This window comes from Paracoccus aestuariivivens (genome assembly GCF_009711225.1).
Classification (GTDB): Bacteria; Pseudomonadota; Alphaproteobacteria; order Rhodobacterales; family Rhodobacteraceae; genus Paracoccus; species Paracoccus aestuariivivens.
In genome coordinates this window covers 21,636-33,027 of sequence record NZ_WMIE01000024.1, presented here as the reverse complement: position 1 = coordinate 33,027, position 11,392 = coordinate 21,636, and the positions used below count along the sequence as shown (strand labels likewise).

At 60.2% G+C, this 11,392-nt stretch carries 11 protein-coding genes; 5 read left to right on the top strand and 6 right to left on the bottom strand.

The annotated features are described in order from the left end of the window. Positions 1-8 precede the first annotated feature (8 nt). Entirely contained in the window at positions 9-992 is a 984-nt protein-coding gene (locus GL286_RS20040; protein ID WP_155097349.1) for an aldo/keto reductase, read from the bottom strand. Between the two features lie 146 nt (positions 993-1,138). Here GL286_RS20040 and GL286_RS20035 point away from each other — a divergent pair, with 146 nt between their 5' ends. After that, positions 1,139-2,032 (top strand): LysR family transcriptional regulator, encoded by an 894-nt coding sequence (locus tag GL286_RS20035; protein WP_155097348.1) that lies wholly within the window; start codon positions 1,139-1,141, stop codon positions 2,030-2,032. A 759-nt stretch (positions 2,033-2,791) separates the two neighbouring features. Here the strand turns inward: GL286_RS20035 and GL286_RS20030 are convergent. Continuing rightward, positions 2,792-2,986, bottom strand: a complete 195-nt coding sequence (locus GL286_RS20030; RefSeq protein WP_155097347.1) for a P-loop NTPase family protein — start codon at positions 2,984-2,986, stop codon at positions 2,792-2,794. Positions 2,987-3,747: 761 nt separating this feature from the next. Beyond that, positions 3,748-5,256 carry a GMC oxidoreductase gene (locus GL286_RS20025; RefSeq protein ID WP_155097346.1) on the bottom strand — a complete coding sequence of 503 codons (1,509 nt, stop codon included), beginning with the start codon at positions 5,254-5,256 and terminating at the stop codon, positions 3,748-3,750. Between the two features lie 311 nt (positions 5,257-5,567). Between GL286_RS20025 and GL286_RS20020 the strand changes: the two genes are divergently transcribed. The 3 genes from GL286_RS20020 (at position 5,568) to GL286_RS20010 (ending at position 7,833) form a co-directional block, all read left to right on the top strand. After that, the gene (locus GL286_RS20020; protein WP_211596448.1) at positions 5,568-6,794 is read left to right on the top strand and encodes an MFS transporter; all 1,227 of its coding nucleotides are present in this window, start codon (positions 5,568-5,570) and stop codon (positions 6,792-6,794) included. A 129-nt stretch (positions 6,795-6,923) separates the two neighbouring features. Next, positions 6,924-7,583 (top strand): TetR/AcrR family transcriptional regulator, encoded by a 660-nt coding sequence (locus GL286_RS20015; protein ID WP_170295320.1) that lies wholly within the window; start codon positions 6,924-6,926, stop codon positions 7,581-7,583. Positions 7,584-7,668: 85 nt separating this feature from the next. Then, the gene (locus tag GL286_RS20010) at positions 7,669-7,833 is read left to right on the top strand and encodes a hypothetical protein (protein ID WP_155097344.1); all 165 of its coding nucleotides are present in this window, start codon (positions 7,669-7,671) and stop codon (positions 7,831-7,833) included. 3 nt (positions 7,834-7,836) lie between these two features. Here GL286_RS20010 and GL286_RS20005 read toward each other — a convergent pair whose 3' ends face one another. After that, complete coding sequence (locus tag GL286_RS20005; protein ID WP_155097343.1) at positions 7,837-8,733, bottom strand: LysR family transcriptional regulator; 897 nt, start codon at positions 8,731-8,733, stop codon at positions 7,837-7,839. 182 nt (positions 8,734-8,915) lie between these two features. Here GL286_RS20005 and GL286_RS20000 point away from each other — a divergent pair, with 182 nt between their 5' ends. Then, a complete protein-coding gene (locus GL286_RS20000) occupies positions 8,916-9,896 on the top strand; it encodes an MBL fold metallo-hydrolase (RefSeq protein WP_155097342.1) in 981 nt (326 codons plus the stop codon). A 38-nt stretch (positions 9,897-9,934) separates the two neighbouring features. Here GL286_RS20000 and GL286_RS19995 read toward each other — a convergent pair whose 3' ends face one another. Next, on the bottom strand, positions 9,935-10,327 hold the full coding sequence (locus GL286_RS19995) for a C-glycoside deglycosidase beta subunit domain-containing protein (protein ID WP_155097341.1): 393 nt from the start codon (positions 10,325-10,327) through the stop codon (positions 9,935-9,937). Between the two features lie 11 nt (positions 10,328-10,338). Further along, on the bottom strand, positions 10,339-11,349 hold the full coding sequence (locus tag GL286_RS19990) for a sugar phosphate isomerase/epimerase family protein (protein WP_155097340.1): 1,011 nt from the start codon (positions 11,347-11,349) through the stop codon (positions 10,339-10,341). Between the last annotated feature and the right edge of the window lie 43 nt (positions 11,350-11,392).

The following is an 11,392-nucleotide window of genomic DNA, read 5'->3' as shown; positions in this document are numbered from 1 at the left end:
TTCTCTCCTTAGCGGTTGATGCGGGCCTGAGCGTGAGCGTTGTAGCGAGCGCCCACGATTTCGATTTGCTGCAAGGCGTCAGCGATGCGGGCAAGGTCGCTTCGGTCCAGCGTAACCGTGGCCGCGTCCAGATTTTCCTCAAGCCGGTGCAGCTTGGTGGTGCCGGGGATGGGGACGATCCAAGGGCGCTGCGCCAATAGCCATGCCAGTGCGATCTGGGCCTTGGTCACGCCTTTGGCCCCGGCGATTTCCCCAATGCGGTCGATCAGCGCCAGATTGGCGCGGCGGTTCTCTTCTGAAAAACGGGGCACCGAATTGCGGAAATCACTGGCCCCGAAACTGGTCGAGGCGTCTATCGCCCCCGTCAGGAATCCCTTGCCCAGAGGACTAAAGGGCACAAAGCCGATGCCGAGTTCCTCAAGCAAGGGCAGGATGTCCTGCTCGGGTTCGCGCCACCACAGTGAGTATTCGCTTTGCAGCGCGGCGACGGGCTGGACGGCATGGGCGCGGCGGATGGTTTCTACCCCCGCTTCCGAGAGGCCGAAATGCCCGACCTTACCCTCGGCGATCAAGTCACGGACGGTGCCGGCGACATCCTCGATCGGGACGTTCGGATCGACGCGATGCTGGTAGAGCAGGTCGATCCGTTCGCTGCGCAGACGTTTCAGCGCGGCCTCGCAGACAGCGCGGATGCGTTCGGGCCGCGAATCCAGCCCTTTGGCGGGGTCGCCATCCTGAAAGCCGAATTTCGTGGCGATCACGACCTGATCGCGCATCGGGGCCAACGCCTCGCCCAGCAGGTCTTCGTTGGCGCCTTGGGCATAGGCCTCGGCAGTGTCGAAGAAGGTCACGCCGCGCGCGTAGGCGGCTCGGATCATGTCGATGCCACGCGGGCGCTCGATTGCGGGACCGTAGCCATAGCTCAGCCCCATGCAGCCATAACCAAGGACCGAGACTTCGGGGCCATTGCGGCCAAGTTTGCGGGTCTTCATCTGGGTTTCCTTTCATCGGGTCCGGCACTGTCGTGTCGCGTTCCGGCGCTGGTCGGCGCGTCAGGTCAGATGCCGATGAAGTTACGGGCTGCGGACCCGAAACTGAAATGCTAGATCTGGATTGAACTTATCTTCAGGAAATATAAATGCGCCGCGAAGAGATGAGCGATCTGATGACCTTCCTCGCCGTCGCCGAGGAACGCAGCTTCACCCGCGCCGCCGCAAGGCTGGGCACGTCGCAAAGTGCGATCAGTGCCGTGGTGCGGCGGCTGGAGGAACGGCTTGACGTCCGGCTGCTGACCCGCACGACACGTTCGGTCTCGCCGACCGAAGCGGGTCAGCGGCTGGTCGACACGCTACGTCCGGCCTTCGACGGGATCGAGGCAGAACTCGTACAGCTTGACGAAATGCGCAGTCGCCCCGCCGGAACGATCCGCCTGACGACCAGTCGCGCGGCCGCGCGGCGGATCCTGATGCCGGTCATTTCCCGCCTGATGGCCGACTATCCTGACGTCAAGGTCGAACTAAGCGTGGATGCCCGCTTCACCGACATCGCGAAAGAGGGTTTCGACGCAGGAGTCCGGCTGGGCGAAAGTCTGGATAAGGACATGATCGGTCTGCGCATCGGGCCGGAATTGCAGATGATCGTCGCGGCGGTGCCCGAATATTTCCGCGTCCGTCCGGCGCCACGGACTCCGCATGATCTGACCGCGCATAATTGTATCAACCTGCGCATGCAGACAGCCGGAGGGCTATATGTCTGGGAGTTCGAGAAAGCAGGGCGCACGCTGAATGTCCGGGTTGATGGCCAATTCACCTGCACGGATTCCGATCTCGCGGTCGAGGCAGCCTTGGCCGGGCGCGGGTTGGTCTGTCTGCCCTCGGACCATCTGGGACCGCATGTCGAGGCGGGCCGACTGATCCGAGTTCTGGCGGATTGGTGTCCACCATTTCCGGGCTATCACATCTACTACCCCAGCAGACGGCAGGTCACTCCGGCCTTCCGTCTGCTGCTAGACGCGCTGCACTGGAGAGGTTAATTCGGTAAGCCCGCGCCGCAAACGCCAGCTTTTGATCGCAATGTGTCGGGCGCGCCCAAAGCCGCCGCGATTTTCAACCGCAGGCAGGCTCAGCATCTGACAAAAATGCGCAGGCGCCGACTCTGGCAGATCCCATTCTATGGTGATCGGTTTTTCCCCGTGCCCGCCCGCGATGTGCGGCAAGCCAAGACAGGGAAAAGGCGCGGCCGCCCTGCCCAGCAGTTTTTGGATGCGCACGAACAGACGCACCGGATGTATGGGTATTCGGCCCGATAGAATGCTGCCCCTGCCGCGGCTTGGTCCAAACCGTGCCGTACGTTGGACGCACTGGCAAGATCCGCAAGCCGCCAATCGGTCAAATCCCGCGCCTGATCGGTGAGTTCTGCTGCCGCAGGACGCCGCAAGATCAGTCTGTCCCGTCACTTCTAAATTCGGGGCTCGGTGACCATTGCACTCATGCAGCCTCCAGACGATCCGGGCCGACTGACCGACTGCGACGTGACAAGACTTGCATGGCCATCTGGATCAGGCGATCTTTGCTCTCACCTTGCTCAAGATTGAAAAGAAGCGCGAACAACAACAAGAGATGGTCGGGTCAGGAGAAGTGTCCTGTGAGCCTGCGCGGCTGCCGGGACCGCATCACCCATTTCGCGCACATAGGCGAACCAACCGCCGTGACCGGTATGCACGGAAGCAAACCCGTACGAGCAAGCTCGGCCGCTGCGGGACGCTGACCCATCCGAGTCCGGATAACACGATTCAGGCTTCGGCATCGTTGCTGCCCGCGCCCAGCAGCACCCGTGCCTTGGTCAGAAACGAGCGATGGTTGCCGATATAGCCGATCTTCCGCAGTACTTTGTCACCGAAACGGCGCGATCCCCGACCCCGCTGCTGCAGAAACAGGATCGTGCTTTCCGTCGGGCGCAACATGTCCTCGGCCAAAAGGATGTCCAACTCACTTTTGCCGAGGACATCGAGCGGCGAGGCGCGCGGTTCCGATCGCTAGCCGGAATGAACGGCTACGGTACCCAAACCGGCATCGCTGAAAAAACCATGCCATGAAATCGAAATGGCTGGTCGAGACACAAAATCCGATTGCCGGGCCGCTGCCATGGCGTTGTAACTGTTCCAAAGCAATTTGGGCGCACGAGCGGATTGCCATCGGCACCGCCTGCGTCAGCGCCACCGCGTCTAAACGGGATCTGTCCATAATCTAGCTCGTAGGCTAGCCGATACCGGAGCAAGAAATATTCGGAAAAACTGAGATAACTTATGGCAGTTTATAATAAAATCTATCGATGTTGATGTAGTCGAAATCATCGAGCTGGAAACGGCACAGGTGCTCGGCGCGACCCGGTGTCTGGATCGTCGCAAATACAATCTGGCCCTCCTCCTTTGCGCCGCCAAAACAGCGATCGAATCGCGCGTCCAGACGGACACGGCCATAGGTGCCATGGGCTGAGCCAATATCTCGTCAAGATGGGCCACGAAAAGCTCGCGTTCGAATGCACGACCGTCAAAGACGGAAAGCCCTGTTTAGCAAGGCCCGTCGCCAGAACCACAAGGCCGGCCCGATGTCCGTCGTGACGAGTGACTTCCAATGCCGCCAGCGCCTCGATCAGGCCTCCATGCGGCTCAATCGGAAGCTCTGGCGGCTCGGTTGTGGTCAGATTAGCCGAAAATGCGGGCAAGGGCCGCGCTCTGAACGATCACCATCAGCCTGCATGTCGGGATGCTATATCGTCGGCGGCGATTACCGCCAGAGCCACGGCTGTCAGCGTCGGGTTGCAGGCGGTAGCGGTCGGAATGCTGCCATTGCCGCCAAGGTAAAGATTGCTCGTGCCCCAGACCTTTGACGCGGGATCGCAGACACTCGTGCCATCGTCGCTGGGGCCGATGCGATGCGTACCTTGGTAATGCAGCGAAGTTCCGGCGGGCAGGACGATCGGATCTCCGATCACTTGCCCCAGTGACGCCCCCACCGCGGCCACGATATCCGAGGCCAGCCGCAGCTTTTCTCGATCTGCCGCCGTCAGGCCGTATTCGAGCCGCATTCTGGGCAGACCGAGCGCGTCCTCGCCGTCAAAGACGATGCGATCCTCGGCGCGGATTTCCTTGGCAGCAAACAGCCCGAGGCCGACCACAGGGCGCCCATTACCATCGGCACGGGGCTCTAGCGGAATGGGCGAGGTATCCATCTGCATCAACTGCGCATGGAAGGGGAAATTACCGTCCTTGAAGGGAAGCCAACTGACGCCGGTAACATTATCACGCTGATCGGTCGTCTCGCGGGCGGAATCGCCCTGCCAATCGCGATCAGGAGCCAGTTCGATCAGCGAAATCACCTGCGGCTGGTCGTTCAGATAGCGCCCTAACGCATCAGGACGCACGCCTGAAGCAAACAGCAACTGCGGAGTACGAAGCGCATCGGCGGCGATGACGACGAAACCGGCCTCAACCACGCTGATTTCGCCGGTCGTCAGGTTTTGCAACTCCACACCCGTTGCCCGGTTGTCGTCCATGACGACCCTTCGGCACAGGGTTTCGGTCAGCAGCGTGGTTCGGCGCGCAGCCCGTCCCTCGGGCGAGTCAAGCGGCCCAAGAACAACATCCACTCCTGACCAAATCGGACCGCCTTGCCCCTTGCGGCAGGCAAGCGGCATCGGCTGGGGCTGGCGGTCCGATGCGCGATCCGCACCAAAATCGCGGCGGAGGGCCTCGACCACGAACGAGGTTGTGGCATTGGCCGGAAAGCCGTCCTGAATGACGTTCAGATAGCTTTCTGCGATATCAAAAGCCGCGTCCATCACCGTATCGGGGATAAAACCGATCCGTTCGCTATCGCCCGGACGCGGGCAGGCGCAGGTCCAATGGGCCCCCATGCCGCCAAGGTTGCTGGACATCGCCGCCGCAGGCATACCCCGATCGTCGGGTGTGGATAATGCGTCATGGCGCAAAAGGAAGGTTCCCGGACGAGCCTTCAACGCGGCATCTGGGATCGCAAGACCGTCGGTACGGGCCAACGCAAAATCCCGCGCCTCGGTATAGGCGATCTCGCGATCAGCTGGCGCGAGATTTCGGATATTCGTCCCACCGCTGCCCATCAGGTCGCGGCCCGCCTCGACGATCAGGATGCTCATCCGGGTCGTTTCGGCCAGTCGTCGCGCAAAGGCCGCGCCAACCGGGCCGCTGCCCACGATCACAACATCAAAACGCTCGGACATCCTGTCCCTCCCCCGCATTCCTTTGCCTCGGCCTTAACGCCTTGCCCACCGAAGCGGTAATTCATTCGGGTCATACTGCCATTCAGCAGCTTGATCCGGCGCCTGCATTCACGCGCTGAATAGCTGGATGCCGTTTTCCCATTTCAGTGCGGCCCTCCGGTTTGGCTAGTTTATCCGACAGGACCGCGACCCGTGGTGCAGATAAGCCGGAAGATTGCCACGGAAAGTAACAGCCGCGCAAAAATTAGAATTGAAATTGTTGTTCTTGTGCCGCAGAGGAAACGGTATCAAGGCAAGAGGAGGAGAATGTCTTGAACACTGCCAACCCGTCCATCGTTACGCCAAGAAAGGCAGGCGTGCCACAGGGCATCGTCATGGCCCTGACCGCGTTCCTGCCGATCATGGCGATAATCTCGTTGGTGCCCGCCGTGCCGACGCTGATCCAGCATTTTTCCCAGACGCCCCATGCGATGACGCTGATCCCCCTGATGCTGACCGCGCCGGGGTTGATGATCGCGATCTCGGCGCCATTCGTAGGTTGGGCGGCGGATGCGGTGGGGCGGCGCAAGCTGCTGCTGGGTTCGACGCTGCTGTACGGCATCTGCGGGACCATGCCGCTTTACCTGCATGATCTGGTTGCGATTTTCATCAGCCGTCTGGGCGTTGGTCTGGCCGAGGCCATCGTGCTGACCATCGCAAACACCATGATGATGGATTATTTCGGAATGCGCGAGCGCCGCTTCTGGCTGACCGTGCAGGGCGTGATCGGGCCGCTGGCCGCCAGCGCCGTCATGGCGGGTTCGGGCTATCTGACTGCAATCCAGTGGAACGGCGCGTTCTGGATCTACGCCGTGTCCTTCCCGCTGTTTCTTGCCATGCTGGTCTGGATGTTCGAACCCGAGACCGTCGCCCGCCACGCCGACGAGCCCGAAATCGACGATTCGACCTTCCCCTGGCCGCGCGTCGCGACCGTGGTTTCGATCACCTTTGCCTTGGCGATCATCTATTACATCTACACGATCAACGGCGGTTCGGCCTTCCATTCGCTGAATGGTGCCTCGCCTGCACGCATCGGGATGATCCTGTCCGTCGTCTCACTGGCGGTTCCGATCGGGGCGCTGGTCTTTGGCTTCGCTTCGAAGCGCCTGACCCCCGAGCAGGTTCTCGGCCTTGTCATGACCTTCATCGGCCTTGGCATGTTGGGTGTCGGCTTCGCAAAAGACGAGGTCAGCATGGGGGCGTCGGCCTTTATCCAGCAGATCGGAGCCGGCATGGCTGTCAGCGCGATGATCTTCTGGGTCTCATCGCTGTTTGGTCCCGCGCATCGCGGCCGCGCCATGGGGGCTTGGTCCAGCGCGTTTTTCGCGGGCATGTTCGTCAGCCCGCTGATCTTCAGCGCGCTTCGTGGCTGGGCCGGCGATGACGTGCTGTACCCGTTCCGCGTCATCGGCCCCATCGCACTGATCGTTGCGGCGCTGATGTTCGCCTTTGCCGCCTCAAAGCAGGGACGCGCACTGCGACTGGCCAAGGCAGCCTGATCCAGTGTCTGAAATTGGAAGGCCGCGGCAACTCGTCGCGGCCTTTTTAATATCGCGTGTTGAATAATGAAACGGATGTTCTAATATCTTACCCGAACGAACCCGATGATATCAGTGACGAAAGACGACATGGCCGAGAGCGCAGGACTGAAAAGCGAACCGAAACAGCAGCGCAGCCGCCTGAGCCAAGCCAAGGTCGTGACCGCCGCGCGCAAGCTAATGGCGGAAAACGGCTATGACGGGTTCACACTACAACAGGTCTCGGCGGAATCCGGAGTCTCGATCGGCTCGATTTACGGGCGATTCACCGGCAAGGACGAGTTGGCGCATTTCGTCCATCGTACCCTGCTGGACGAGATGGACGCCGCACATGAGAAACTGATCTCCGATCCGGCATGGGCGGGAATGCCGCTGCAACGGATGGTGCCGCTGCTTTTTGACCGCATCGCCGAGATATTCCGCGCCAATGCCCCGCTTCTGCGCGCCTTCATGATCCGCGCGATCAATGATCCCGTCATCTCAGAGACCGGCAGCAAGTCCTATTGGCAATTCGTCGAGCGCATCGTCGCCTTGCTGATGACCCGCGCCGATCAGTTGCAGTCCGAGAACCCCGATCAGATCTTCCGCTATTGCCTGATGTCGTCCTATTCGACCTATGGCAACTTCCTTGGCCTTGGCTCGACCCGCGGCGAGATCGACCAGATGAGCTGGGATTGGCTCAAACTCGAGACCAACTGCATGCTGCTTGCCTATCTGGCCACCCATGGCATGCAGTCCGTGCAAAACTAGTATTCAGAATCTATATTTCTATTTTCTCGCAGTCTGCTCTATGACTTACGGCAGGGAGGGGTCACAAGTTTCTATAGGTGAGACGATGAAGACCTTTGAAGCGACGATTACCAGCGGCCTGCCCCGGAATGACAATACCCTGCGCCGGATCATGCGGTTTCTGTCCCTGTCGGGGGCCGGTTACGCGCCGCTGGTGGCCGAGGCAAAGCCGGAATCTCCGACTATCGTCGGTTACGGGCTTTACCTCTGAGCCTCAGTTTGCGACGCAATCCCTCAGCAAGCCACGCAGCCAGATCAGCCCCGGATCGCGCGAGCGGTGCCTGTGCCAGCGCACGGTCTGGCGCAAAGGCGGGAATGCGACGGGCGGTTCCAGCAGCCGGAAACGGCCCGATGCCGCCGCGCGGAATGCCAGACGCTCTTGCAACAGGGCCAGATGATCGGGGCCATGCACCAGATCCGCGATCGACGTGAAGCCGAAGGTCGAGATCGCGCTGCGTGGCTCCAATCCGGCATTGCGCATCGCGATGATCGCATAGCTTTCCTGTCCGAAGCACGGTTCCATCACGACCATTCGCGCCTTGCAGAAGCGCTCACGATCCAGATGATCGGGGCCCTCGTATTCGGTCGATGCCAGAACCACCAAACGGTCATCAAACAACGGCTCGCTGCTATGGCTGTCCATTGCGATCGAGTCGGGAATGATCAGTAAATCCACTTCTCCACGCTCCAACAGCTTCGCGGGCGAGGCCATTTGTGGGCGGAAATTCACCCGGATCCCCGGAGCCTCGGCGACGATCCGGCGCGTCAGCCGCTCGCCCAGAACAGCGAGCGAATAATCCGACAGCACGATACTGAATTCGCGCTCGCTGGTCGCTGGCTTGAACGAGGGGCTGGAAATGATCGAGCCATCGACCTGCATGATGATATCGCGCAGCGGTTCCTGCAGGTTCAGCGCCAGCGGTGACAATTCCATCTGTCGGCCGACCTGAACCAGAAGCGGGTCCGAGAAATACTGCCTCAGTCGCCCCAATGCGTTGCTCATTGCGGATTGGGTGATGAACATCTCGTCCGCCGCCATCGATACGCTGCGCGTCCGCAACAACACATCCAGCGCTGCAAGCAGGTTCATATCGAGTTTTTTGTAACGCATCCTCTCCCCCAGTAGACACGAATATGAATTCGTATTTTATTATTTGGCAGATTTCTACCTGCATTATTCAATCTGGGGCAAGCAGGCATCATTTTGCCAAATCGGCCCATTCACAACATGCGTTTCCGCCGCGTCGTGACCGCGGCTAGACCCGCACCTGACCATGAAGAAGGAGAGGACCTTTGCCTAAAAAACGAATAAAAGCCGCGTTCCTGTCGATTGCGATCGGCATCGGCGTACCGGCACTCGGGGCAGAAAATACCGAATGGATTACGTTGGGGACGGTGGGCGGTCCACCAATCCATGCCGAGGGGGCGCAGATCGCAAATGCGCTTGTGGTGAATGGTCAAACCTATCTGTTCGACACAGGCAATGACACGCTGCGACAGATGGCCAAGGCCGGGTTGGCAGTCCCTTCGCTGCGGGCGGTGTTCCTAAGCCATCACCATTTGGATCATGTGGCCGATCTGCAGCCGCTGATGATCTCGCATTGGCTTTTCGACAATGAAGGGAAGCCGCTGCCAGTTTATGGTGCCAAGGGCACGGTGGATCTGGTCGAAAAGCTTCTGGCTGCCAGCACCGAGATCGAGCGCGCCTCATTCCCCGTCGGTGGAAAGCCCAAGCCTTCGATGACTCGGGCGGCGGTCGCCAGCGACATTATTCCCAGCGAAACCGCGATACCCGTCTACGAGGATGAGAACATCAAGGTGAGTGCTGTTTCGGTTTCGCACTATCAGGTTTCGCCGGTGATCGACTTGGACCGTATGCCCGAGGCAGTAGCCTTTCGCGCCGAGACCAAGGACAGAACCTATGTTTTTACCGGCGATACCGGAGCCAGCGACAACCTCGCAAACTTCGTCAAGGGCGCAGATGTGGTTATTTCGGAGATCGTGAGCATGGACGACATTGTGCCCGTTCTGGAAAAAAATCTCGCCAATGCCCCCACGGACCTGCGGCAAGGGATCATCGACAATATCGGCAAGAACCATCTTGATCCGGAAGAGATCGCTCAGATGTTGCAGGACGCAGGCGCAAGCAAGCTGGTGCTGACCCACTTCGTACCCGGCGCGTTTCAGGTTCAGGATCTCGACGGGCTGATCGACAAGATCAGACAGGGTTTCGACGGCGAAATCGTCGTGGCCGAAGATTTGGGCCGATACTAGGGATAGGCGGCGCCGCATCGGGCGCCGCCAAGCCACTCTCAGGCAGCCAGTTCCAGTTCAGTTTCGAACGTGGTGGTCGGCACGAAGGGCAGATAGGAAATCCGCAGCCGCTCGGCCAGCTTCAGCTTGTGCCGACCGGCAGGCAGCCCCCCTGCCCGCTTGACGGTGATCGTGGCCTTTTCGCCGAAGTTCCAGCGGTCGTCATAGCAGGTCTCAAGCTCATCCAGCGTCCAGCTGCGGCCACGAACCGAGAAGCGGACATCCTCGCGCGGGATCTCTTCGCCATCAACGGTCACGGCAAGGTTCTCGACCATGGAAAGGCCGAGGCCGCGGTAATAGGGCAGCCGGGCAAGGAACTCGAAGCCGGTGACCTCGCCCGCGTCCGAGACATTGCGGAAGCCTTCTTCGCAGATGATGCGGTGATCAAACATGGTCTGTCCTTTCAGGCGACGAGGGTCTGGGGCATGGTCTCGCCCAGAAGGTTGCAGAACATCAGTTGCTGGCGGCGGACCTGCTCGACGCTTTCGACCTCTTGCGCGTCCTCGACCCAGCGGTTGCCCTCGTATTCCGAACAGATATGGCCTTTGTAGCCGCCCTGTTTCAGGACCGCGAAGACCTCATCATAGGGGATCGAGAATTCCACCAGATCCTCGGTCATCTCGTAGAATTTGGCGTGGATGTTATGGATGCGCGGCATGAAATCCAGCATCCGTTTCGGGCTGAAGGCAGCGTTGTGGCGCAGGGTTTCGACCATGCCCATCTGCGGGCCGGGGCCCCATTTCAGCATCACGTCATTGACGACATATTCCGCCAGACGCCGATCGTTGAAGCCCGCTTCGATGAAATCGGCGGCCTCGCGCGGCACGCCATTGCGGATGAAGCGTTCCTTCCAGACGCGGGGGTAGCGATACAGGAACACGCCCATATCCGGCAGGAATCCCAGCGCGTCGGTCCCGGCCTTTTCATAGGCCTCGGCATGGCGCAGAATCCACGGATGGTCGAAATGCAAAGGCGCATGGACCTCAAGCAGGATCTTGATACCCTTTTCCTCGGCAAAGGGGGCGGCCGCGACCAGCACTTCGGGATCGACCGAGACGAGCGAGCGGATGAATTTCATCCCCAGTAGCGCGCCGAATTCGATGTCCTTCTTGACGCTTGCGACCTGCTCGGCAAAGGGCATCGGCTGGCCCTTGTAGCGTTTATAGTCCAGCATGAAGTCATGGCAGACCGGCGTCGTTCCGTATTTCGCCATGAGCGCGTGCCATTCCGCGATCTTTTCGGGGGCGACGCCGACCTCGGGCCAACCCCAGAAGGTCTGCTCGCCGATGATCTCGATCCCCGTCGCGCCCATTTCGGCGCAGGTGCGAATGCAATCCTCGAGGTTCATGCGCCCAAGGAACGTGTCGTTCTGGAAGCTGTAAAGGCTGACGCCCCGCTTGATGTCGTATGTCATCAATTTCTCCGCTGATGATGTGAGGCGGGCGGCTTGGCCGCCC

What these genes read in the sequence shown, in the direction of transcription:
- GL286_RS20040 (WP_155097349.1), bottom strand. Translation starts at nt 992, where the DNA reads ATGAAGACCCGCAAACTTGGCCGCAATGGCCCCGAAGTCTCGGTCCTT.
- GL286_RS19990 (WP_155097340.1), bottom strand. Translation starts at nt 11,349, where the DNA reads ATGACATACGACATCAAGCGGGGCGTCAGCCTTTACAGCTTCCAGAAC.
- GL286_RS20010 (WP_155097344.1), top strand. Translation starts at nt 7,669, where the DNA reads ATGAAGACCTTTGAAGCGACGATTACCAGCGGCCTGCCCCGGAATGAC.
- GL286_RS20005 (WP_155097343.1), bottom strand. Translation starts at nt 8,733, where the DNA reads ATGCGTTACAAAAAACTCGATATGAACCTGCTTGCAGCGCTGGATGTG.
- GL286_RS20025 (WP_155097346.1), bottom strand. Translation starts at nt 5,256, where the DNA reads ATGTCCGAGCGTTTTGATGTTGTGATCGTGGGCAGCGGCCCGGTTGGC.
- GL286_RS20015 (WP_170295320.1), top strand. Translation starts at nt 6,924, where the DNA reads ATGGCCGAGAGCGCAGGACTGAAAAGCGAACCGAAACAGCAGCGCAGC.
- GL286_RS19995 (WP_155097341.1), bottom strand. Translation starts at nt 10,327, where the DNA reads ATGTTTGATCACCGCATCATCTGCGAAGAAGGCTTCCGCAATGTCTCG.
- GL286_RS20035 (WP_155097348.1), top strand. Translation starts at nt 1,139, where the DNA reads ATGCGCCGCGAAGAGATGAGCGATCTGATGACCTTCCTCGCCGTCGCC.